Genomic DNA, 21,340 nt, shown 5'->3' with positions numbered 1-21,340 from the left:
GCGCCGGCAACAACGACACCCGGGCCTCCGCGCGTGCCCTCGCGGAGCTCGCGCGGTGGCCCGCGGCCGTCGCCGCGCTGGTGCCGGTCCCGTACTTCACCCGTCCCGCGCAGGCCGGCGTACGGGCGCACTTCGCCCATCTGGCGAGCGCGAGTCCGCTGCCGCTGATCGTCTATCACATCCCGTACCGCACCGGGCAGCCGCTCGACGCGGCCGGACTGCGCGAGTTGGCCCGGATTCCCGGCGTGGTGGGCGTCAAGCTGGCGACGGGCGGCGTCGATCAGGACGCGGTGGACCTGCTCGGCGAGTCGCCGCCGGACTTCGCCGTGCTGGCCGGCGACGACCTGTTCCTGTCCCCGCTGCTGGCCCTGGGCGCGGCGGGCGGCATCCTCGCCTCGGCGCACCTGGCCACCGACCGGTTCGTGGCGCTGGCCGACGCCTGGCGCGGCGGCGACGTCGTGCGGGCCCGGGAGCTGGGCCACGCGCTGGCCGGGTTGTCGGCCGCCGCGTTCGGCGAACCCAACCCGACCGTGATCAAGGGCGTGCTGCACGCGCAGGGCCGCATTCCGACCCCGGACGTGCGCCTGCCCCTGCTGCCCGCCGGACGCGGGTCGATCGACGCGACGCTGAAGCGGCTGGCCGACCTGGGCGGGTAGCGCCACGCACGGCGGTCGTTCAGGCCGCCGGGAAGCGGCTCACCCAGCGGCGCTGCCAGGGGGTTTCCACGGCGCGCGGGTGGTGCCGGCGTCGGGTCCAGGCGATCGCCTCGGCGGGGTCGAGTCCGGCCAGCACGGCGAGGCAGGCGATGACCGTGCCCGTGCGGCCGACGCCGCCGCCGCAGGCGACCTCGACCGAGGCGCCGGTACGGGCTCGTTCGTGCAGGGCCCGGATCTCGCGGACGGCCGCGTCCCGATCGCGCGGCAGGAGGAAGTCGGGCCAGTCGATCCACGTGTGCGGCCACGGCAGTCGGTCCTCGTGCCGCCGGCGCAGCCGGTCGGAGCCGAGGTAGAGCCCGAACTCCGGGACCGGTCCGTCCGGCAGCGGGTGGCGCAGGCCGCGGCCGCGGATCGGGCTGCCGTCCGGGAGGTGCAGGGTGCCGGTGAGGGCGCTCATCGGACGCCGCCGATCCTGTTGCGGGCACGGTGGTTGGCCACGTTGACCCGGTTGCCGCACAGGTCGGGCGTGCAGTAGCGGCGGCGTCCGGCTCGGCTGGTGTCCACGAACACGCCCCGGCAGTGGGGGGTGGCGCAGGCTCGGAAGCGTTCGTGGCCGAGCGCCTGGACGACGCCGAGCAGGGCGATGCCGATCAGTGCGGCCAGTTCGTCGGCGAGGGTGGCCTCGGGAGCGGTCGGGACGTACCACTGCACTCGGCCGTCGGGGCCGCGACGCAGGGTGGGGGCGCGACCGGCCCGGTCGGCGAGTACGGTCGCGCCCGCCACGGCGTGCGCCTCGGTCCCGGTTTCCACGACGACGCGTACCTCGCGGCGCAGCAGCCGTACCCGATGCAGGTCCTGCTCGGTCGGCGGGCGTCCGTCGGCCGTCGCGGCGAGGGAAAGCCCGTGCTCGGCAAGGAAGTTCGCCAGCGCGCCCGGATCGGGGAGGGCGTCGCCGGTGAGTCGCACGGTCGGTGAGGTGTTGACCAGATCGGTGGCGACGGCCGCCCCGGGGGCGTAGTCGGTGAGGGGGATTCGCACGCCTTGCGCTCCTTGGTAACCGATGAAGCGCAACTATAACCCTTACTGCCCGCCGACCGTGAGCCCGCCGCCACCTTTCGTGGGTCGCGGACCGGGCTGCCCTAGAACACCGGCGGCCCCGCTTCGACGCGCCGCAGGATCGGGGCCGACCGGTACAGGTCTTCGTCGGCCATGAGTCGGCGTTCGTCCCACCAGGTGGCGCCGGCGTCGACCAGCGGCCCGAGCAGGTCGTGGGCGCGGGCGGGGTCGGTGGGACTGACGCCGCCGAGGACGAGGTCGAAGGGTGCGTCGGACTCGCGGTGCCTGCGCACGTAGGCGACCAGGTCGTGCACCTGGTCGAGCGGCGGGGCCTGGCCGTGCCGGGCGTCGGCGAACAACGGCACCGCGCCGTCCCAGCGCGCGGCACGGCGCATCGGCGGGCGATTGGGCCAGAACCCGCCGATCCACACCGGCGGCCGCGGGCGCTGCGTCGAGGCGGGCAGCAGCGTCACGTCCCGGACCCGGAAGTGTGTTCCGTCGTGCTCCACCGGCTCGCCCGACCAAAAACGATCGAGCAAATCGAGCCCCTCGTCCAGGCGTTCGGCGAGGACGACCGGGTCGGTCGGCTCGCCGAAGTCCGCGTACTCGTCCTCGAACGGCCCGCCCAGCCCCGCGCCGAAGATCACCCGCCCGCCACTGAGCGCATCCAACGTGGCCACCTGGCGAGCCAGTTGCTGAGGCCGCCGGCGCGGCACCGGGGTGACCAGGGTGCCCAACCTGATCCGCGAGGTGGCCAACGCCGCGGCGGTCAGCAACATCCAGGGATCACCGAACGGCTGCCCGCGCCGCGCCCGTTTGTCGTGCACCACGTGATCCCAGACGAACAGCCCATCCCACCCGGCCTCTTCGGCGGCGACCGCGACCGCGGCCACCACCCGAGGATCGGCGAAGTCACCGAAGTTCGGAACATTCACAGAAAACCGCATCCCCGAATCCTGCTCCGCCCCACCACCCCGGGCAACCCCGAAGTCGTCGACCGGAGAGTCGGCCCGTCGGGTTCGACAGTGGCGAGTGCCCGGGGGTGGTGGGGAGTTGACGGGGAGGGATTGTGGTCTGTTGGCCGGGGCCACTGTTCGGGGTGTGGGGGCTTCGCGGAGAATCGTGGGGGAGCCCCGATGTGCGGGGTCGGCGGGAAGGGAGCAGGTCGTTGATCCGTTTCGCGCACCGCGCCAAGGGCGGGGCCGTGTTGGGTGGGGCACCGGGCCATCACGGGCCGTTCGGCGCCGATGGCCCCAACGCCCTTGCCGACGTTCGGCTCGTACCGCGTCCCTACACCCATCCGGACACCCAGATCCTGCTGTATGCGCTGTACGCCGAACAGGTCGCCCTGTACGGCTTCGCCGATCACCCCGACCTCACCGAGCCTCGCGATCTGGAGCCCCCCGAGGGCCTGTTCGTCCTCGCCTACAGCGGACACACCCCGGTCGGCTGCGGCGGATGGCGCACCATGCCCGGTCGGGCGGCCGAGATCAAACGCCTGTACGTCGAACCCGAACAGCGCGGCCACGGCCACGGCCGCCGCCTGCTCGGCACGCTGGAGCACACCGCCGCCCAGGCCGGCGCCCGGCGACTGGTCGTGGAGACCGGCAGCCGCAACGTACGGGCCCTCGCCCTGTTCGCGGGCGCCGGCTACACCCTCCGCGACCCCTACGTCGACGGCCGCGACCCGACGATCACCCGGGCCATGACCAAACCCCTGCTGCGCACGGCGGGTAACGGGCCGCTCTCCGCCCCACCTCGCTGACCTCAGTCGAAGAGGGATTCCTGCACGTCGAGTGCGGGCATGAATTCGGGTTCGACGGGGGGAGGGGAGGAGCCGGCGACCCGGATCAGGTCGTCCAGCGTGGACCAGCGGCCGGTGGCGATGCCCTTGGCGACGGTGGTGTGGAACAGGTGGGCCAGTGCGTACGCGTCCCAGGTGACCGCGCGTTCGAGGGGCGGGCGCAGGCCCAGGTGTTGCAGCCTGGTGTCGAAGGACTGCGGTGTGGCGGTCGGGGTGACGATCGCCGCGAGGGTGAGCACGTCCAGGACGACACACGAGGCGAGCAGCGGGCAGTAGGCGCGCTGCTCCCGGACGAGCGTCTTCTCGGCGAACGGCGGCAACCCGATGATCGCGTGCGGGAGATCGCGGGTCACGTGGCGCTCGATGTCCGTCAGTGCCGCAGCGAGTGAGCCGGGCGCCGCGGCTGGTACCGGGACGGTGATCGGCGCGGGCGGCGCGCCGTCGGGCGCGGGCGGTTCGATCGGGGCGTGTGCGCGCCAGGCGACGTGATCGCCCGGACCGTGATGGGTGAGCGCGGCGACCTCGACCGGGACCGGGCGGTGCAACCCCCGCGTCTCCAGCCGAAAGCGCAACCCCACGAAGCGCACACCCGACAGCGGCGCCGTACTCGTCGTCGTTCGTGATTGTCCGGCCACGGTCGGAGTCTAGGCCGGAGCCGCGGCGGGCCGGCGCGAGCGCACGGGGTCGGCGGCCGACGACGCTCAAAAGCGTGCGCCGCCGCCGGCCCGCGCCTCACAGGCCGTGGCGCCGGTCGCCCAGCACGCTCGCGCACACGCGGGCCTCGTTGTCCGCCGAGAACGGGTCCCGGCGGGCGGCGACCGCGCATCGGGTGGCCTCGGCGACCAGGTCGGCGTTGATCCGGGTCGCGGCGACGGCGCCGGCGGCCGCCGAGGTCCCGACCTGGGCGGAGGGATCGGTGACGTTGCCCGCGACCCACACGCCCGGTACGTCGGTGGCGCCGTACGGGTCGGCCGGGATGTGCTCGCCGGCCCCCGACGGATGCTCCACCGGCCACAATCCGATGCCGCCCAGGAACCCGGCGCGGGCCACCATCCGCGGCGCTACCGCCAACGCCGCACGCGCGACCAAGGTGCCGTCGCCCAGCCGTACGCCCACGAGGCGGTCCGCGGCGATCTCCAGCGATGCCACCACGCCCTCGACCACGCGGATGCCGACGGCGGCCAGTTGCTCCGCGTCCTCGTCGCTCGGGGGCATGGTGTGCGCGAAGTAGGTGACATCCGCGCTCCACTGGCGCAACAACAGCGCCTGGTGCACCGACAGCGGGCCGCAGGCCAACACCCCGACGGGCTGGTCGCGGATCTCCCAACCATGGCAGTACGGACAGTGCAGCACGTCCCGCCCCCACCGGCCGCGCAGCCCGGGTACGTCCGGCAATTCGTCGACCAGCCCGGTGGTCACCAACAACCGACGGGCACGCACGGCCCGACCGTCGGCCATCGTCACCGTGAACCCGTCACGGGTACGGCGGACCGCGTCGACCTCGGCAAAGACCACGTGGGCGCCGTAGCCACGCACCTCGGCCCGGGCGCGGGCCACGTATTCCGCCGGCGCGATCCCGTCCAGGGTCGGCAGCCCGTGTACCCCCGCGGCCGGCGCGTTGCGCGGGGCACCGGAGTCGATCACCAACACCGAGCGTCGGGCCCGCGCCAGCGTCAACGCTCCGCCCAGTCCGGCGGCACCACCTCCGACGACCACCACGTCGTAATCGTCGTCCATCAGCCGATCGGTCATCGTGACCACCTCCACTACGACCATGCGACCGAGGTGCCGATTCCGCCAAACTTCTTTGCCGTCTTGGCAAACTCGACCGCGGTCATCGGCGGTGACCCTCGGCAAACCCGACGGCCGGCGCCGACGGCGACCCCCCGACCTCAGCCGGGAAGATCCCAGACGGTCGCCTGGAGTCGCAGCGGAACGTTGGCGGCGGCCGGCCCGTCCACCCGGATGAACCCGGTGCGCCCCTCGTTGGTGACCATGCACAAGCGGGTGCCCTGGGCGAGTTCGCCGCCCAGGTAGGTGCCGCGCTTGCGAATCGCCTCGGCGCACACCTGCGGCGTCGGGTCCGGATCGCCCTGCGGGATCGCGGCCAGGGTGTTGCTGGAGCCGACCGTCATGAGTTCGGGCGCGCCCAGCGTGTACAGGAAGGCGAGGTCCACGGCCTTGTTCGACTGGGAGACCAGCGGCGGACTGGTGTCGAAGTCGACGTACTGCTTGTTCGGGTCGACGGTGACCGGACCCGGGCCGAACAGGACCCGCGCCGTTCCACCAGCGTTCGTCGGGGTGTTCGACGCCGACTGGCCGCCCGCACCGCCGGCCGGCGGGTTCTGCCCGCCCGGCGAGGCAGCCGGGGGCGAGGTGCCGGGCACGGTGGCCGAATTCGCCGACGGACTCTTCGAATCCGAATCCGACCCGGATCGACTGACGGCGATGGTGACGAAGATGCCGATCAGCGGGATGGCGATGCCCACCACCCACCAGGCCCACCTGGGTTGGCTCGGATGCGGAGGAGGAGGAGGAGGAGGTGGGCCCTGGGGGCCTGGGTATCCCGGATGGTTGGACAAGTCGCCTCCGTGGTTCCGTGGCCGATCGGCCGCGGAACTCTATCCGAGGAACGCCCCGGTCGCACACCCGTGATGCCCCGCCCGACCCGCCTCGCCCGCGGCCGGCGTCGCAGCCGCGGACATCGGGTCGGCACCGAACCGCCCTGCGGATTCCGCCGAGTTCGCGCCGACCCCGGACGACCTACCCGACCCGATCCGGCCGGGTCGAGGGATGCTCCGGGACGAGGTTGTCGATGATCAGGCCGAGGGCGAAGTCGAAGCGGTCGTGCCCCGCGCCCGAGGTCAGTTCGGCCGCGTGCCGCCTGATCTGCGGAAACCGGTCGGCCGGAAGTGCCTCGAACCGGCCGACCAGTTCGGCTCGGCTGAAAACCCACTCGTGGTCCGGGTGCTTCCGTCGTTGCGCGAGCAGCGAGCGCTCCAGGGCGTAGGCGCTGACGTAGAGCGAGAGGCTGTCGATGGCCCAGGCCGCCCGCTGCGGATCGACGCCCCCGGCGAGCAGGATGGCGAGCAGGCCCTCGTTGACCCGGAGGGTCTCCAGGTTGGTGGGGAGCATGGCGAGCGCGGCGCGGGAGACGCCCGGGTACGCGAGGAACCGGTCGCGGAGCTGGCCGCACACGTCGCGGGTCTGCGCTTGCCAGTTCGCCGGATCGGGCTCGGGCAGCACGATCTCGGAGCAGAGCCGCCCGATGATCAGGTCGTCGATGTCGTCCCTGTTGACGATGTGCGCGTAGAGCGAAGAGGGCCCGGTCCCCAGGACGTGCGTGATCCTGCGGACGGTGAGCGCGTCGTATCCCTCGGTGGCGATGACGTGCAGGGCGGCGTCGGTGATGCGGTCGAGGGTGATCGGCGCCTTCCGCGAGGGCGTCGGCGCGGTATCGGCGGGCTGTGGTGCGTGGCGGGCCGCTCGGCCCCGCCTCGGGTGGTCGGAGGGCATGGGCACATTCTAGCTTGACCAGAACTAAGTTCGTCGCCTAGAACTTAGTTCATGACTACTGAACAAAGTTCGTTGACGGCTTCCCGTGCCGATCCGATCCCCCTCCGGCGGGCCTGGCTGGTCCTGGCCGTCGTCTTCATCGCCGAGATCATGGACCTGATCGACTCCAGCGTCGCCAACCTCGCGGGTCCGTCCATCCGCGCCGACCTCGGCGGCGGCCCGATGACCCTGCAATGGGTGCTGACCGTCTACACCGCGGCCTTCGCCCTCGGCCTGGTCACCTCCGGCCGGCTCGGCGACATCCTCGGCCGCCGACAACTGTTCCTGATCGGCCTGAACGGCTTCACCCTCGCCTCACTGGCCTGCGGCCTCGCGCCCGGTCCCGGCTTTCTGATCGGCGCCCGCCTGCTCCAGGGACTATTCGGATCGGTGATGATCCCCCAGGGCATGGCACTGGTGAAGGTCGTCTTCCCGCCCGAGCACCTGCGCAAGGCCCTCATGCCGTTCGGTCCGATCATGGGCCTGGCCACGGTGGCCGGTCCGATCCTCGCCGGCTGGCTGCTCCACCTGGACCTGTTCGGCAGCCAGTGGCGCTCGATCTTCCTGATCAACGTGCCCTTCGGCGTCGCCGCCGCGGTCCTCGGCCGCCGCGTCCTGCCCCACCATGCCGGTGAGGACCCGGGCAGTCGGCTCGACCTCGTCGGCGTGGGGCTGCTCACCGCGGGTTCCGCGCTGCTGATCGTCCCGCTCATCCAGGGGCGCGAGCTGGGTTGGCCGATCTGGACGTATCTCTCGATGGTCGCCTCGGTCGCGGTGTTCGCGCTCTTCGTCGCCTCCGAACGTCGCAGCCCGCACCCGGTCATCACGCCGTCCCTGTTCCGCCGGCGCAGCTTCGTCGTCGGACTGCTGATCGTCGGCGGCTTCTACGCCTCGCTCGGCGCGTTCGTCCTGGTCATCAACCTGTTGTTGCAACTCGGCCTGCACTGGACGCCTTTGCACACCGGCCTCACCCTGATCCCCTGGGCGCTGGGCACCGCCGTCGCGGTCCTGCTCGCGGGTGCCGTGCTCGCCGAGAAGCTCGGCCGTGCCACGATGCGCATCGGCCTGTCCGTGGCGATCGTCGGCCTGCTCGCCCTGTGGTGGTCCACCGTGCACTGGAACACCGGCATCACCGTGTGGCAACTCGCGCCGTCGTTGTTCCTCACCGGCTTCGGCGCGGGCCTGATGTTCATCCCGCTCTTCGACTTCATCCTCGGCGACGCCACGGCCGAGGAGGTCGGCACCGGTGCCGGCATGCTCAACGCCGTGCAACAGTTCGCCGGAGCCATCGGTGTCGCCGCCCTCGGCACGGTGTTCTTCTCCCGTGCCGCCCACGGCACCACGCAGTCCTACTTCCACGCCGCGCAATGGGTCTTCGGCATCTGCGCCGCCCTGTACCTCCTCGCGCTTCTCCTGGTCGGCCTGCTGCCCAAGCACTCCCGACCGGCGCACTGAGCGCGGGCGGTTGGTCGGCGGATCGTTGCGGATGCGCCGACAACCCCCGTGGTCGGTGCCCGGACCGCCCGGCGATCCAACCCCCAGTCGTCGGGCGGCTCCTTGCTCCGGCCGACGACGCGGATGCCTGCGGCAGCCGTCGAGGCCACCGGATCGGGCCCCGGGAGCGCAGAGCCCGGCGCGTCCGGCTGCATTGGGTGCGACACGCCGTGTGGTGTCGCGATCGTGTCCGACCCGTATCGCACAATGGCTCGATGATTCCGGATGACGAGTATCTGTTGAAACTGGGCCGAGTGACGTACGGCCTGGCCCTGCTGGAGAGTGTGATCCTGGCCGAACTGGACCAACTCCCCGGTCTGCCACCGGCGTTGGCGACACGCAAGCTGGCGGGCAAGAGCATCGAGGCGATCGCGCGGGCGCTGACCGACTCCGCGAACACCGACAAGGTCGCCGACGCGACGACCCGCGCCTGGCTCCAGGTGGCGGGCGGCGAACTCGCCGCAGCCGGGCGCATCCATCACGCGATCAAGCACGCCCGCGCCGCCGAGGAGGGTGAGCAACTGCACCTGCACCGGCGCAGCGGCGAACTCGGCGACGCCGTGGACATCACCACGGCCTGGCTGCAACGCGCCCAGTCCGACCTCGACGACGCCCTGCGCCAGGTTTCCGAAGGCCGGGCAAAGGCCGCCTGACACCACCCGGAACACCGCCGAAGAGTACGGCGGGCTCGACTTCGCGGCCGACGCCCGCCCCTCCACCCGTGCCCGGCATCGACGAACCGCGCTCGCCGCTCGTCCCGGCCACGCGCGCCGTGTCCGGGCTCGCCTCGGCCCGCGAACGTGCCGCGGTATGCGGGTGGTCGGGCCGGCGTCCGCGACCGCCCCCCGCCCGACGGGTGCCGTACCGTGGCTGCGGCAACGGCGGTCGAGCAGCGGGGGCACTCGGGTATGCGGGTACTTGCAGGGCGGTACGAACTGGTGCGGTTGGTGGGCCGAGGCGGCATGGGGGAGGTCTGGCAGGGCGTCGACCGCGAGCTCGGGCGCACCGTGGCCGTGAAGGTGTTGCCCGCCGAACTCACCCGCCACGAGGAGTTCCGCCAACGATTCCGCCGGGAGGCCCGGACCAGCGCCGCCCTGTCCCACCACGGTGTGGCGACGTTGCACGACGTGGGCGAGGACGTCGACGGTGGCGACACCGTCCCGTTCCTGGTCATGGAGTACATCGACGGCAACACCCTGACCGACGCGCTGCGCACCGGCCCGCTGCCGATCGCGCGGGCCGTGGCGATCGCCCGCGATGTCGCCGACGCCCTGGTGCACAGTCACGGCCTGGGGGTGATCCACCGGGACATCAAGCCGTCGAACGTGATGGTCACCGAGTCCGGCGCGATCAAGGTGCTCGACTTCGGCATCGCCAAGGCACTCGCCGAGACGACGACGCGGTTGACCGCGACCGGACTCATGGTCGGCACGCCGGCGTACCTGTCGCCCGAGCAGATCGACGGGGAAGCGGTCGACGCGCGTTCCGACGTCTACTCGCTCGGCTGCCTGCTCTACGAACTGCTGACCGGGCAACCGCCGTTCACCGGAGATTCGCCGTTCGCGGTGATGAACCAACACCTGACCAAGACACCGCCGCCACCGTCGGCGCTGCGGGCGGACGTGCCGGGCGGGATCGACACACTCGCACTGTCGGCACTCGCCAAGTCACCGGCACAGCGGTACGCCGACGCGGCGGCGTTCCGGTCGGCGTTGGAATCGGCGCAACGGGCCCTGAGCGCCGACGTCACGGCGGTCGCGCCGCACGGCCTGCCGACCGCCACGAGCACACCGCCGTCACCGGCCTGGGCCGGACGGCCCGCGCCGGCCCGGTCCGCGGCGGCGGTCACCCTGGTGCCGCCGCCCCCGCGGCCCGCCGCGCCGCCGATGGGGTCGCCCGGGGCCGGGGCGGGATTCGGGGGTGGTTTCGACGCCGGACCCCGGGTCGTTTCCGGAGCCGTTCCCGGCGCCGGGCCCTGGCCCGGATCCGGCGCCGGGCCGGGGTACGCACCGGGGTTCGGGGCCGGTCCCGGGTTCGGGGCCGAGCGCGGGCGGCCGCAGTCGCCGTGGCAGATTCGCTATCGCTTCACCGAGGCGGGGGCCATCGCGGTGGTGGGCTGGGTGTTGCTGCTGATCTCCACGATCGCGCTCGTCCGGTTCGAGCGGCCGGTCCCGGTCGTCCTCATTCCCGCCGCCGAAGTCGCGCTGGTGCTCTCCCTGGTGGCGCTGCTGTGGTCGGCTCGGCTGAGTGTCACGATCAGTTGGGCATATGTGGTCTCGCTCAACTACGCGGCCCTGGGGGCGCCGACCTGGATCCACGCGCTGCCGTTCCTGGGGCTCGTACCGTTCGCGCTCGCGGGTTTCGTCCGCCGTCGGCACAACCCCTCGGTCCTGACCGGTCTGTTGTGGGTGGCGTTCGCCGCCGCCTGGTGGGCCCAGACCGAGTACCGGGCCCCCGGCCCCCGCGAGGGCGGTTACACCCTGGTCGTGCTGATCGTGGTCGCCGTGAGCGGCGTGCGCGGGTTGGCCGAGCGCGTGTCCCCCACCCCCTCCGCCGCCGACTCCGCGAACCTGCGGCCATAGGCCACACGGACCATGGCCCGGCTCAGGCGTCGGCCACACCACCGAGATCTACCCCGACACGACCCACGGCTTCACCATGGCCGACACCGACGCCTTCAGCGCCGCCGGGCTGCAGCGCCACTGGGACCGGCTGCTCGACCTCCTCGGCCGCACCCTGGTCCGCGGCTGAGGCTCCGGCTCGGCCAAGCGCCCGGGTCCTGCCCTATCCCAGGGCGTCGTGCAGCGCCGTGGGCACGTCCTCGCCCAGCAGAAAGTGCGTGGTCGTACCGGGCAGCGTGGGCAACGCCGCCCAGTGGGTGACGGGTTCGGCGCCGGGGCGGCCGTACGGCAGTCGCACGACGCGGTCGGAGTCGACGAAGCAGTCGTGCCGCTCGACGCCGTCCGCGTCGATGTGGCGCGCGGCGAAGCGCATGGGCATCACCAGCCAGAAGTCCTGCCCGGACTCGGGGTCGTCCGCGTGCGTGGGATAGCGGCCCGTCGTCGCCGCTGCCACGGGCATGCCGTCCAAGGGCAGTCGTTCGCGGGCGTCCACCCACTCCACCGTCACGTGCATCCGCGCTCCCGATTCCGGTCCTGCTGGGATCACTTCAACGAAGCGACCCGCCCGCCGGTTCCGCTCCCGGCGGGCGGGTCGACCCGGTGCGCGGAGTGCGGGCGGGGGTCTTTCAGTCGTGTGCGGGCGGCATCTCCCACGGCGCCTGGGGGAGGATCTCACCGGTCTCCAGCAGCGACTTGAGGTTCGCCAGTACGGCCGGCCAGCCATGCGAAATGCCGTCGAGCATCGCGAGGTCGGCCAGGTTCTCGTGGGTCACGGTGAGCCGCACGATGTCCTGGTGCGGTTCGACGAGGAAGGTGACGACGGACGGTTCGCGCGTCGCCTCGGCGTCGGGGGAATCCTCGAAGGTGATGACCAGGCGGGTCGGGGGCTCCGTTTCGAGCACCCGACCGACGACGTCGACGGCGCCCGATCCGTCGGTGCGCCGGTGCTCCCAGGCCGACCCCGGCCGCCAGTCCGAGACGTTGGCGTGGCCCCAGTATCGGGCCGTCAGGTCGGCGTCGGTCAGGGCCTGCCACACCTGGTCGGCGCTCGCCCGGATGTAGGTGACGTAGACGTAGTCGGGCACGGGTTCGGGTGCGTTGGTCATGGCGTACTCCTCTGCCTGTTTCCTGATGGCACTGATCGCTTGCAGACGGGGCTTCTCGAAGCCCGAGATCCAGCGCTCGTCGATCTCGTGGATCGGTGCCGGGTTGAGGTAGTGCAGCCGCTCCCGGCCGCGCCGCACGACGGTCACGAGGTTGGCCCGCACCAGAATGTCCAGATGCTGGGTCGCCGACTGGCGTGCCATGTCCAGGCGTTCGCACAGTTCGCGCAGCGTTTGGCCGTTGTGTTCGTGCAGCCGGTCGAGCAGCAGGCGTCGGGTGGGGTCGGCCAGCGCTTTGAAAATCGAGTCCATCGCTCTCGCTTCGAGGCTCACGATCAATTATGCAGGCAAATACCTGCCTATTGTCAATCGCGAGGTCGACGACCGGTCGCAGGGTGTTCGCCCGGGTCGGCGCGCTTCGGAGCGAGGGCTCAGGAGGCGGGTTCCGCCGGGAGGTCGTCCGGCCCGGGCTCGGGCCGGGGCTCGGTGGAGGCGGGGAGGGTGAGGATCATGGTCAGGCCGCCGCCGGGGGTGTCCTCGGCGGCGAGCGAGCCGTGCATGGCCTCGGCGAAGCCGCGGGCGACGGCGAGTCCCAGGCCGACGCCACGACTTCGGGGGGCGTCGCCGTGTCGGGCGAAGGCTTCGAAGACGCGGTCCTTGGCGTCGTCGGGCAGGCCGGGGCCGCGGTCGACCACGCGCAGTTCGACGCGGTCGCGGACCACCTCGGCGGCGACGATCACGGGTGTTTCGGGCGGGGTGTGCAGGACGGCGTTCTCGACCAGATTCGCCACCACGCGGTCCAGCAGCTCGGGGTCGGCACGCACGGTCGGCAGCGTGCCGGGCACCGACACCCGTACCGCCGTCCGCGCGACTCGGGCCACCGCGCCCGGGACCACCTCCTCCAACGCGATGTCGCTCGGCAGCGGTTCGATCGTGCCCATGCGCAGCCGGCTCATGTCGAGCAGATTGCCGATCAGTTGGTCGAGCCGATCCGCGCCCGCCTCGATGGTGGCCAGCAACTCGGCCCGCTCCGCCCGCGCCCAGTCCACCTCGTGCGAACGCAGGCCGGACGCGCCGGCCTTGATCACGGCCAAGGGCGCGCGCAGATCCCGGGCGACGAGGGCGAACAGGGCGGTGTCGACACTGTGCCCCTCGCCGAGCCGACGGGCCTCGGCGGCCTCGGCGACCAGGGTGCGGCGTTCCAGGGCCAGCGCGGCCTGCGCGGCGAACGCGCCCAGGACGGCGCGCGTGTCGGCGGGCAGCGCGCGACCGGACAACACCAGCGCGAGCGACTCGTCCACCGGCACCTCGACGTCCGCGGTATCGGGCCGGGTCGGCGGATTGGGGCCGATCGAGCCGACGCTCTCCCAGGGCCCGCACGATCCGTCGCGTTGCAGCACGGCCACCGACTCCACCCCGAACGTCCTGCGGACCCGTTCGAGCAGCGCGGGTAACGCTCCTTCACCGCGCAGTACGCTGCCGGCCAGAAAGCTCAGCGTGTCCGCCTCCGCCTGGCTGCGCGCGGCCTGCTGCGCGCGCCGCGCCGCCAGGTCGACGACCGAGGCCACCGCCAGGGCGATCACCACGAAGACCACGAGGGCGAGCACGTTGCCCGGCGCGGCGATCTTCAGGGTGTGCGTCGGCGCGGTCAGGTAGTAGTCCAGCAACAACGATCCGACCACGGCCGTGCTGACCGCCTGCCACAGGCCGCCGAACAGGGCGACCCCGACGGTCAGGGCCAGGAACAGCAGCATGTCGCCGGGCAGCGCCACACCGCCGCGCATCGGTACGAGCACGGCGGCCGGCACCAGTGGGCCGAGCAGGGCGACCGCCCAACTCGCCACCGCCCGGCCCCGGGCGGTGCCGGAGCGTTTGGGCGTGGTGTCCCGGCCGCGGCCGACGTGTTCGTGCGTGACGATGTGCGTGTCGATGTCGCCGGAGCGGGCGGCGAAGGTGGCGCCGACGCCGGGGCCGCGGACGTACTGCCAGGATCTGCGTCGGCTGCCGCCCAGCACCACCTGCGTGGCGTCGACCCCCCGGGCGAAGTCGAGCAGGGCACCGGGCACGTCGTCGCCGACCACGGAGTGGAACGTGCCGCCCAGCGAGTCCACCAGGCGGCGCTGACGGACCAGGTCGGCGGGCGAGCAGCCGGATGGGGCGTTGCTGCGCGCGACGTGCACCGCCAGCAGTTCCCCGCCCGGCCCCCGACCGGCGATCCGGGCCGCGCGCCGGATCAGCGTGTCGCCCTCGGGCCCGCCGGTCAGCGCGACCACCACCCGCTCGCGGGCCCGCCACGCTGCGTCGATCCCGTGGTCGTGGCGGTACTCGCGCAGGTACTCGTCCACCCGGTCCGCCACCCACAGCAGCGCCAGCTCCCGCAACGCCGTCGGATTCCCCGGCCGGAAGCGGTCGGCCGACGCCGCGGCCTCGGGCGGATACACGTTTTCGTGCGCGGGCCGCCGCCGCAGGGCCTCCGGCGCCGGATCCACGAGCTGGACCTGGTCCGCGCGACGCACCACGCCGTCCGGCACCGTCTCGTGCTGCGCCACACCGGTGATCGACTCGACCACGGCGTTGAGCGATTCGAGGTGTTGCACGTTCACCGTCGAGATCACGTCGATCCCGGCGTCGAGCAGTTGCTCGACGTCCTGCCAGCGCTTCTTGTGGCGCGAACCGGGCGCGTTGGTGTGCGCGAGTTCGTCCACCAGCACGACCTGCGGTCGACGGGCGATCACCGCGTCCACGTCCATCTCGGTGAACGAGCCGCACCGATGCGACAGTTGCCTGCGCGGCACGACCTCCAGGCCGGCGAGCAGCTCCTCGGTGCGGGGTCGTCCGTGGCACTCCACGACACCGACCACCACATCCGTACCGTGCCGTAGTCCGCGCCGTGCCTCGTCGAGCATCGCGTACGTCTTGCCCACCCCGGGCGCCGCACCGAGATAGACCCGCAACCGGCCCCGCCGGCAGTCCTCGACGGCGGGGCCGGCCGGCCCCGAGACAGCGGGATCCGGCGAACTCCGGACTCCGACCCGTCCGTGCCTCACCGGCACCCACCCCTTCCATCGGCCGCCCCAACCCGCAAAGAGGTCAAAACCAACCCCACCGCCCCCGTGCCCCGAACACCCCGACGACCGACCCCGGACATTGTCGTGCACAACCCCCGTCCCGGGGCTGCGTCCGGCCGGCGGCGTGAACGGCCGGGCGACGGGACCGCGGAGGGGGCGGCGAGCTGCGGCCGTCCGGGGCCGACCCGAGGGGCCGGCCCCACCGGGACCGCCGGGCGGGGCGGGGCGCGGATGCGGGCGGGCCGCGCGTGCCGGGGTCGGGCTGCCGCGCGAGGCCGCGCTGATCCGGTTCGATTCGCCCGGCGCCCGGGACGGACCGGTCGTGCTCGGCGGATACGGCTCGCCGCGCAACTCGCCCCGGGTACCGTCTGCACCGCGCCGCGCCGTGCGCTCGTCTGTGCCGCCCGTGCGCGCCGGGCCCGCCGGGGGCCCGGCCGGTCGCCCGCCCTGCCGGGTGGGCCCGGCGGTGCGGCGGCGGGGTCATGGCTCCGGGAGGAAGGTGTCGAGCATGGGGCTGAGGAGGTGGGTGCGCCGGGGGACGGCCATGTGGGTGGTGTCCGGGAGGATGGCCAACTGGGCGGCGGGGATCAGTTCGTGCATGCGTGCGGCGTGCTCGATGCGGATGAAGTCGGTGTCGCCGAGCACGAGGAGCGTGGGGGCGGCGATCGCACGCAGCTCGTCCTCCGTCCACTCGACGAAGCCGTGGGCCAGTGGCTGGAGCTTGGCCAGGGTGGCCTCGAAGTGGGTGGGATCGGGGGCGACCCGGGTGTAGGCGTCGACCATCGCCGCGAAGTCGGCCTCGGTCGGCAGTCGTGGGGAGGTCTGCTCGGGCGCGGTGATCTCCGCGTGATAGCCGTCGTGTCGGTAGTGCGTCGCGAGCAGGACGAGGTGGTCGATCCGCTCCGGGTGCCGTACGGCCGTCCGCAGCGCGACCAGGCCGCCGAGGCTGTAGCCCAGGAAGTCGGCACGTTCGATACCGAGCAGGTCCAGCACCGCGACGACGTCGTCCGAGAAGACCTCCAACGACATCGCGCGCTCGCCGTCCGCCGTGTGGCCGTGCCCCTGGAACTCGACCGCGATCACCCGACGGTTCGCGGCGAGCGAGGGCAGCAGCGCGGCGAAGCTCAGGCCGACGGTCTGCGCGCCACCGTGCAGCACGACCAGCGGCGGACCGTCGTCGCCGTGCAACTCGTAGTACATCTCGATGCCGTTCACCGGGGCGTATCCGCTGGTGGGGGCATTGGCCGTCATCGTGCTCTCCTCGGGCGTGGGTCGGGTCGGGGCAAGCGGTCACCTGATGGGACTCTCCATCACCCCGAAACTCATCGCGGCACACCGTCCGCCCCGCCGTCGGCCGAGCGCATTCACCCCCCTCCCCCGGGGATCGGACCGGGTGGGCGTCCGAGGCGTGCGGTGCCGGGGTGACCTACCGTTGGAGATGGTTATTTCATATCAAATCGGTCAGGGGTTGGTATGCGGGCGACATGGAAGGGCGCAATCTCGTTCGGACTGGTGAGTATCTCGGTCCAGCTTTATCCGGCCACGTCCGAGCATCGGTCGCCGGGGCATCAGGTGCATCGCGGCGACGGCGGGCGAATCCGCTACAAGCGGGTGTGCGAGCTGGACGGCGAGGAGGTCGTCTTCGCCGACATCGCGAAGGCGTACGAGGCGGCGGACGGGACCCAGGTCGTCCTCACCGACGAGGACATGTCCGAGCTGCCGCTGCCGAGCAAGAAGATCGTCGACGTACTGGCCTTCGTGGACGAGGCCGCGATCGATCCGTTGATGTTGTCCAAGCCCTACTACCTGGGGCCCGCGTCGTCGGCGGCGGCCAAGCCGTACGTGCTGATCCGCGAGGCGCTCGCCGGTCGGTCCCGGGCGGCGGTCACGAAGATCACCCTCTCCACGCGCGAGAGCCTGGCGCTGGTCCGCGCCCAGGGCGAGATCCTGACCCTCCAGACGATGTTGTGGCCCGACGAACTCCGCGCGCCCGACGGCATCGCCCCCACCGAGAAGGTCACCATCCGCCCGCAGGAGCTGAAGATGGCCGCCTCGTTGATGGACACCCTCAGTGAGGATTTCGACCTGGACGAGGTGCACGACGACTATCAGCGCGCGATGGACGCCCTGGTCGAGGCAAAGGCCACCGGCGGGCATCCCGAGGCGGAGGAGGTCGTTCGGGACGAGGGCGAGAGCAACGTGGTCGACCTGATGTCCGTGCTCACCGCGAGCGTGAAGGCCGCCGAGAAGGGCCACGCCAAGCCGGCGAAGGAGACGGACGGCAAGACGCGGACGACGACGAGGAGCCGGCCGGCGGCGAAGAGCACGAGCGGCCGTGCCGCCGCGAAGAAGAGTACGAGCAGCCGCGCAGAGGCGAAGAAGAGTACGAGCACCCGGCCGCGCCGGAAGACCGGCTGAAGATCGCCGCCGCGGTCGGCCGCGGCGATCAGGCGGGGTCCGTCGACTCCCGGGCGAGGGCGTCCAGGGCGGCCAGCTTGAGCAGGTCGCGATCGGGCGCGCCGTCCGCACCCGCGGCGGCCCGGGCGGTGATCAGCGCCCGCATCGCGGACAGCCGAGCGGCCCGGCCCCGATGGAGCGCGTCCTCGTCGCCGACCTCGGCGGCGCGCAGGCAGGCGAGGTGCGCACGCTCGAACCCGAGCTGGACGTCGAGCAGCGGGAGCAGGTGTTCGGGCAGTGGGTCGGGCGTGCGATCAGGCAAGCGTTCGGACATGTGTTCGAGGATAGGCCCTGTGGCTCGAACTCGTCGCCCGTCGGACAAGTCCGGTGCCACCGGGTGCCGGATCGACGTGGAACATCGCGCCGCGGGTCGCGGGCACGGCGGGTGCCGGCGCGCCGACTCCTGCGGGTGGGCCGGAACCTGCCGAGGTGGCGGCCGGGTGCCCGGCCTCGCCCGGAGCCTCGCGCCGAGCGGCTTCGCACCCGCCCGGCGGCCCGCGCGGGCGGGGTGCGCGGGCGGGGTGCGCGGGGTGGCATCCTCAAGTCCGAGGACTGTGGCGGCCGCTTCGCGGGCCGGCGGGTCCGAGAAGTTCACCGACGTCGACGACGGCGCTTCCTTGTCCATGGCCGGCCCATCCGGCATGGGTGTATCGGGATGAGACAAACAATTCGGGTAATCGGTGTAAAGCTTCGTAATGCTTGTCGATCGGGCGACAAGAGGGGGTCTAGCTCCACCGACTCGGCCGGTTTGCTCGTCGCATACTGGCGAGGGGCCCGTGCGGCCGATGCACCGAAACCCTGGGGAAGGGCGCGGGACGGATGGAAAATGCGGGTTCGGGCGGTGGGGCGCGAATGCGGGCGAGGGGTGGGGGCTTCTCCTTCTCGGGCGGGCTCGTGGCGTTGGGGCGGTCGCTCGCGTTGTGGGGGCTGTCCTTCGTGGCGGCGCTGTTGTCGCTCGCGGTGTCCGTCGTGGTGTTGTTGCTCGGCACCGGCCTGGGGCTGGTCCTGGTGGCACCGGTCGTGCGGGCGGTGCGGGGGCTCGCGGATCGGCAACGCGCGCTGGCGTATCGGTGGTCGGACGTGCGGATCCCGGTGAGCTACCTGCCCGAGCCGGCGCCCGGTGAACGCGGCTTCCTCGCGCGGCTGCGGTGGATCGTCCGGGATCCGCAGACGTGGCGCGACTGGCTCTGGTTGGCGATCGACCCGATCGTCGGCGCGACGCTCGCGATCGGGCCGGCCGCGTTGCTCCTCGGCGGCTGCTGGGCGATCGGGTTGGGGTTCTACGGCGTCCCGTTGTCGCAGGAGTGGGAGGGCCTTCGGTATCTGTTCATCCCCGTCCGGGACCAGACCACGGCCACCCTCGCCGCGCTCCTGGGCGTGTTGCAGTTGCCGGCGGCGCTGTGGCTGGCGCCGCGTTCGGTGCGCCTGCACGCCCGCTACACCCGGGCCGTGCTCGCGCCGAGCGAGAAGGCGCAGATGGCGTCCCGGATCGAGCGGCTCACCGCGACCCGCGCCGAGGCGGCCGACACGCAGTCCGCCGAGATCCGGCGAATCGAGCGCGACCTGCACGACGGCGCGCAGGCCCGTCTGGTCGCGATGGGCATGACGCTCGGCGCGGCCGAACACCTGCTGGAACGCGATCCCGCCGCCGTACGCGAACTGCTCGTGGAGGCCCGTGAGTCCTCGTCGAAGGCGCTGGAGGAACTGCGCGACCTGGTCCGCGGCATCCACCCGCCGATCCTGGCCGACCGGGGCCTGGGCGACGCGGTGCGCTCGCTCGCCATGATCTGCCCGCTCGACGCACAGGTCGACATCGACCTGCCGGGGCGGCCGGAGGCACCGGTGGAGTCGGCCGCCTATTTCGCCGTCTCCGAGGTGCTCACCAACGCCGCCAAGCACTCGGGGGCCGACCGGGTCCGGATCGAGATCGGCCACGATCTCGGGCTGCTCCGGATGGAGATCACCGACGACGGCCGAGGCGGCGCGGACCCCGGCCGGGGCAGCGGCCTGCGCGGCATCGAGCGCCGGCTCGCCCCCTTCGACGGGGTGCTGACCGTGACCAGCCCACCCGGCGGTCCGACCCGGGTGACCATGCGGATCCCGTGCACACTGTCCACGTCGCGGACCATCACCTCCTCCGGGGCCGGGTGATGTCGGTGCCGATGCAACGTCCGCTGCTGTTTCTCGACGTCGACGGGCCGCTGCTTCCGTTCGGGGCGGCCGAGTATCCCGACCATGGCGCCGATCCCGAGGCGTGTGATGCCGACGCGAATCCGCTGTTGGCCAGGCTCGACCCCGGGCACGGGCCCCGGCTGTCTCGGCTGCCGTGCGACCTGGTGTGGGCCACGGCCTGGATGGAGGAGGCGAACACCCATATCGCCCCGCGGCTGGGTCTGCCGGCGTTGGACGTGGTGGTCTGGCCGGAACAGACCGAGGTCGACGACCGCGACGAGCGGGCCGGGCTGCATTGGAAGACCCGCGCACTGGTCGGTCGGGCGGGGGGCCGGGCGTTCGTCTGGGTGGACGACGAGATCACCGATGTCGATCGGGCGTGGGTCGCCGTGCATCACGAGGGTGCCGCGCTGCTGCATCGTGTCGACCCGCGCCGGGGTCTGACCGACGACGACTTCGCCGCCGTCGCCGCCTGGCTCGGCATCGTGCCGTCCTGATCCGGTGCGCGTCGGCGGGGCGGGTTCGACCGGTCGGTCAGGGGGTGTTGCCGCGGTTGCGGGTCACCGAGTCGCGGACGGCGGGGACGATCTCGGCGGCCCAGCGGTGGTGTTGGGCGGGATCGTCGGATTCGGCGCCGAAGATGAAGGTGTCCATGCCGAATCGCAGCACCAGCGCGGTGAGTTCCTCGACCCACTGGCGGGGCGGGCCGACCAGGAAGCCGTTGGAGGGGCCGTCGGTGATCGCCCCGAAGACGTTGTAGACGCGTCGGATGTCGGCGGGATCGCGCCCGGCCTCGGCCGCGCCGTCGTCGATGCGGCGTTGCATGTCGGGCAGTTTCTCGGGCGTCGCGTAACTGTTCGAGGGGCACCAGCCGTCCGCCTTGCGCCCGAGCATGTCCAGCAGGCGCGGGCCCAGCACGCCGAGCCAGATGCCCATCGGGTGCACCGGGCGCGGCCCGGGATGCACGCCCGCGAGCTGGTAGTGCCGACCGGTGTAGCGCACCGAGCGCTCCGCGGACCACATCAGGCGGACGATGTCGACCGCTTCCTCCAGCGCGCTCGCCGCCTCACCCGGGGTACGCGCGGGGCCACCCATCGCCCCGATGGCTTCCCAGAACGCGCCCGCCCCCAGGCCCAGTTCGAATCGCCCACCGGAGAGCACATCCAGGCTGGCCGCCGCCTTGGCCAGCACCGCCGGCGGCCGCAGCGGCAGATTCGCCACGTCCGGGAACACCCGCACCCGCCGGGTGTTCGCCAGGATCACGGCCATCAGCGACCAGGTGTCCAGGAATCGGCTCTGGTAGGGGTGGTCCTGCACACCGACGAGATCGAGACCCTCACGCTCGGCCATGCTC

At 72.4% G+C, this 21,340-nt stretch carries 21 protein-coding genes and 1 pseudogene; 9 read left to right on the top strand and 13 right to left on the bottom strand.

The window, feature by feature from the left end:
- A partial coding sequence (locus tag ACFXMF_RS36815) for a dihydrodipicolinate synthase family protein (RefSeq protein WP_380020997.1) occupies positions 1-656 on the top strand: 656 nt, incomplete at its 5' end.
- A 19-nt stretch (positions 657-675) separates the two neighbouring features.
- Here the strand turns inward: ACFXMF_RS36815 and ACFXMF_RS36810 are convergent.
- From ACFXMF_RS36810 to ACFXMF_RS36800, 3 genes are all read right to left on the bottom strand, one after another.
- Positions 676-1,113: a protein-tyrosine phosphatase family protein gene (locus ACFXMF_RS36810; RefSeq protein WP_379990855.1), complete on the bottom strand. Its 438-nt coding sequence runs from the start codon at positions 1,111-1,113 to the stop codon at positions 676-678.
- On the bottom strand, positions 1,110-1,694 hold the full coding sequence (locus ACFXMF_RS36805) for a CGNR zinc finger domain-containing protein (protein WP_379990854.1): 585 nt from the start codon (positions 1,692-1,694) through the stop codon (positions 1,110-1,112). The genes ACFXMF_RS36810 and ACFXMF_RS36805 overlap by 4 nt, the downstream gene beginning before the upstream one ends.
- Positions 1,695-1,795: 101 nt before the next feature.
- Positions 1,796-2,659: an LLM class flavin-dependent oxidoreductase gene (locus tag ACFXMF_RS36800; protein ID WP_360312414.1), complete on the bottom strand. Its 864-nt coding sequence runs from the start codon at positions 2,657-2,659 to the stop codon at positions 1,796-1,798.
- Between the two features lie 221 nt (positions 2,660-2,880).
- Here ACFXMF_RS36800 and ACFXMF_RS36795 point away from each other — a divergent pair, with 221 nt between their 5' ends.
- On the top strand, positions 2,881-3,477 hold the full coding sequence (locus ACFXMF_RS36795; RefSeq protein ID WP_379990853.1) for a GNAT family N-acetyltransferase: 597 nt from the start codon (positions 2,881-2,883) through the stop codon (positions 3,475-3,477).
- Positions 3,478-3,479: 2 nt separating this feature from the next.
- On the opposite strand, the gene ACFXMF_RS36790 is transcribed toward ACFXMF_RS36795, so the two are convergent.
- The 4 genes from ACFXMF_RS36790 to ACFXMF_RS36775 all read right to left on the bottom strand — a co-directional run bounded on the left by ACFXMF_RS36790 (position 3,480) and on the right by ACFXMF_RS36775 (position 7,032).
- The gene (locus tag ACFXMF_RS36790) at positions 3,480-4,151 is read right to left on the bottom strand and encodes a hypothetical protein (protein ID WP_360312410.1); all 672 of its coding nucleotides are present in this window, start codon (positions 4,149-4,151) and stop codon (positions 3,480-3,482) included.
- A gap of 97 nt (positions 4,152-4,248) precedes the next feature.
- Entirely contained in the window at positions 4,249-5,268 is a 1,020-nt protein-coding gene (locus ACFXMF_RS36785) for an NAD(P)/FAD-dependent oxidoreductase (RefSeq protein ID WP_379990152.1), read from the bottom strand.
- Positions 5,269-5,408: 140 nt separating this feature from the next.
- Positions 5,409-6,008, bottom strand: coding sequence for a hypothetical protein (locus ACFXMF_RS36780; protein WP_360312406.1), 600 nt, complete (start codon positions 6,006-6,008; stop codon positions 5,409-5,411).
- 271 nt (positions 6,009-6,279) lie between these two features.
- Entirely contained in the window at positions 6,280-7,032 is a 753-nt protein-coding gene (locus ACFXMF_RS36775) for a TetR/AcrR family transcriptional regulator (RefSeq protein WP_360312404.1), read from the bottom strand.
- Positions 7,033-7,083: 51 nt separating this feature from the next.
- On the opposite strand from ACFXMF_RS36775, the gene ACFXMF_RS36770 reads away from it, so the two are divergent.
- The 4 genes and pseudogenes from ACFXMF_RS36770 to ACFXMF_RS36755 all read left to right on the top strand — a co-directional run.
- Positions 7,084-8,526: a DHA2 family efflux MFS transporter permease subunit gene (locus tag ACFXMF_RS36770; protein ID WP_379990150.1), complete on the top strand. Its 1,443-nt coding sequence runs from the start codon at positions 7,084-7,086 to the stop codon at positions 8,524-8,526.
- 254 nt (positions 8,527-8,780) lie between these two features.
- The gene (locus tag ACFXMF_RS36765) at positions 8,781-9,218 is read left to right on the top strand and encodes a hypothetical protein (protein WP_360312400.1); all 438 of its coding nucleotides are present in this window, start codon (positions 8,781-8,783) and stop codon (positions 9,216-9,218) included.
- A 213-nt stretch (positions 9,219-9,431) separates the two neighbouring features.
- A complete protein-coding gene (locus tag ACFXMF_RS36760; protein WP_379990149.1) occupies positions 9,432-11,147 on the top strand; it encodes a protein kinase in 1,716 nt (571 codons plus the stop codon).
- 22 nt (positions 11,148-11,169) lie between these two features.
- Positions 11,170-11,316 (top strand): annotated as a pseudogene (locus tag ACFXMF_RS36755) (dienelactone hydrolase family protein); the annotation flags it as partial.
- Between the two features lie 33 nt (positions 11,317-11,349).
- On the opposite strand, the gene ACFXMF_RS36750 reads toward ACFXMF_RS36755, so the two are convergent.
- The 4 genes from ACFXMF_RS36750 to ACFXMF_RS36735 all read right to left on the bottom strand — a co-directional run bounded on the left by ACFXMF_RS36750 (position 11,350) and on the right by ACFXMF_RS36735 (position 16,608).
- Complete coding sequence (locus ACFXMF_RS36750; RefSeq protein WP_379990148.1) at positions 11,350-11,700, bottom strand: AQJ64_40280 family protein; 351 nt, start codon at positions 11,698-11,700, stop codon at positions 11,350-11,352.
- Positions 11,701-11,812: 112 nt separating this feature from the next.
- Positions 11,813-12,601, bottom strand: coding sequence for a metalloregulator ArsR/SmtB family transcription factor (locus ACFXMF_RS36745; RefSeq protein ID WP_360312392.1), 789 nt, complete (start codon positions 12,599-12,601; stop codon positions 11,813-11,815).
- A gap of 119 nt (positions 12,602-12,720) precedes the next feature.
- Complete coding sequence (locus ACFXMF_RS36740; RefSeq protein ID WP_379990154.1) at positions 12,721-15,195, bottom strand: ATP-binding protein; 2,475 nt, start codon at positions 15,193-15,195, stop codon at positions 12,721-12,723.
- A 642-nt stretch (positions 15,196-15,837) separates the two neighbouring features.
- Positions 15,838-16,608: an alpha/beta fold hydrolase gene (locus tag ACFXMF_RS36735; RefSeq protein ID WP_379990146.1), complete on the bottom strand. Its 771-nt coding sequence runs from the start codon at positions 16,606-16,608 to the stop codon at positions 15,838-15,840.
- A gap of 222 nt (positions 16,609-16,830) precedes the next feature.
- On the opposite strand from ACFXMF_RS36735, the gene ACFXMF_RS36730 reads away from it, so the two are divergent.
- On the top strand, positions 16,831-17,775 hold the full coding sequence (locus ACFXMF_RS36730; protein WP_379990144.1) for a Ku protein: 945 nt from the start codon (positions 16,831-16,833) through the stop codon (positions 17,773-17,775).
- 28 nt (positions 17,776-17,803) lie between these two features.
- On the opposite strand, the gene ACFXMF_RS36725 is transcribed toward ACFXMF_RS36730, so the two are convergent.
- On the bottom strand, positions 17,804-18,088 hold the full coding sequence (locus ACFXMF_RS36725; protein ID WP_360312386.1) for a hypothetical protein: 285 nt from the start codon (positions 18,086-18,088) through the stop codon (positions 17,804-17,806).
- Positions 18,089-18,666: 578 nt separating this feature from the next.
- Here ACFXMF_RS36725 and ACFXMF_RS36720 point away from each other — a divergent pair.
- Both ACFXMF_RS36720 and ACFXMF_RS36715 read left to right on the top strand, forming a co-directional pair.
- Positions 18,667-19,965, top strand: coding sequence for a sensor histidine kinase (locus ACFXMF_RS36720; RefSeq protein WP_379990143.1), 1,299 nt, complete (start codon positions 18,667-18,669; stop codon positions 19,963-19,965).
- Entirely contained in the window at positions 19,965-20,483 is a 519-nt protein-coding gene (locus tag ACFXMF_RS36715; RefSeq protein ID WP_379990153.1) for an HAD domain-containing protein, read from the top strand. The genes ACFXMF_RS36720 and ACFXMF_RS36715 overlap by 1 nt, the downstream gene beginning before the upstream one ends.
- 37 nt (positions 20,484-20,520) lie before the next feature.
- Here ACFXMF_RS36715 and ACFXMF_RS36710 read toward each other — a convergent pair.
- Positions 20,521-21,340 (bottom strand): LLM class flavin-dependent oxidoreductase (locus tag ACFXMF_RS36710; RefSeq protein WP_380020995.1); only part of this gene is annotated, 820 nt, incomplete at its 5' end.

It is taken from the genome of Embleya sp. NPDC059213 (assembly GCF_042754445.1).
Classification (GTDB): Bacteria; Actinomycetota; Actinomycetes; order Streptomycetales; family Streptomycetaceae; genus Embleya.
The sequence above is the reverse complement of the archived record's forward strand: the minus strand, read 5'-3'. Positions and strand labels throughout refer to the sequence as shown.

What these genes read in the sequence shown, in the direction of transcription:
- ACFXMF_RS36810 (WP_379990855.1), bottom strand. Translation starts at nt 1,113, where the DNA reads ATGAGCGCCCTCACCGGCACCCTGCACCTCCCGGACGGCAGCCCGATC.
- ACFXMF_RS36800 (WP_360312414.1), bottom strand. Translation starts at nt 2,659, where the DNA reads ATGCGGTTTTCTGTGAATGTTCCGAACTTCGGTGACTTCGCCGATCCT.
- ACFXMF_RS36785 (WP_379990152.1), bottom strand. Translation starts at nt 5,268, where the DNA reads ATGACCGATCGGCTGATGGACGACGATTACGACGTGGTGGTCGTCGGA.
- ACFXMF_RS36775 (WP_360312404.1), bottom strand. Translation starts at nt 7,032, where the DNA reads ATGCCCTCCGACCACCCGAGGCGGGGCCGAGCGGCCCGCCACGCACCA.
- ACFXMF_RS36770 (WP_379990150.1), top strand. Translation starts at nt 7,084, where the DNA reads ATGACTACTGAACAAAGTTCGTTGACGGCTTCCCGTGCCGATCCGATC.
- ACFXMF_RS36765 (WP_360312400.1), top strand. Translation starts at nt 8,781, where the DNA reads ATGATTCCGGATGACGAGTATCTGTTGAAACTGGGCCGAGTGACGTAC.
- ACFXMF_RS36750 (WP_379990148.1), bottom strand. Translation starts at nt 11,700, where the DNA reads ATGCACGTGACGGTGGAGTGGGTGGACGCCCGCGAACGACTGCCCTTG.
- ACFXMF_RS36745 (WP_360312392.1), bottom strand. Translation starts at nt 12,601, where the DNA reads ATGGACTCGATTTTCAAAGCGCTGGCCGACCCCACCCGACGCCTGCTG.
- ACFXMF_RS36740 (WP_379990154.1), bottom strand. Translation starts at nt 15,195, where the DNA reads ATGCTCGACGAGGCACGGCGCGGACTACGGCACGGTACGGATGTGGTG.
- ACFXMF_RS36735 (WP_379990146.1), bottom strand. Translation starts at nt 16,608, where the DNA reads ATGACGGCCAATGCCCCCACCAGCGGATACGCCCCGGTGAACGGCATC.
- ACFXMF_RS36730 (WP_379990144.1), top strand. Translation starts at nt 16,831, where the DNA reads ATGCGGGCGACATGGAAGGGCGCAATCTCGTTCGGACTGGTGAGTATC.
- ACFXMF_RS36725 (WP_360312386.1), bottom strand. Translation starts at nt 18,088, where the DNA reads ATGTCCGAACGCTTGCCTGATCGCACGCCCGACCCACTGCCCGAACAC.
- ACFXMF_RS36720 (WP_379990143.1), top strand. Translation starts at nt 18,667, where the DNA reads ATGCGGGCGAGGGGTGGGGGCTTCTCCTTCTCGGGCGGGCTCGTGGCG.
- ACFXMF_RS36715 (WP_379990153.1), top strand. Translation starts at nt 19,965, where the DNA reads ATGTCGGTGCCGATGCAACGTCCGCTGCTGTTTCTCGACGTCGACGGG.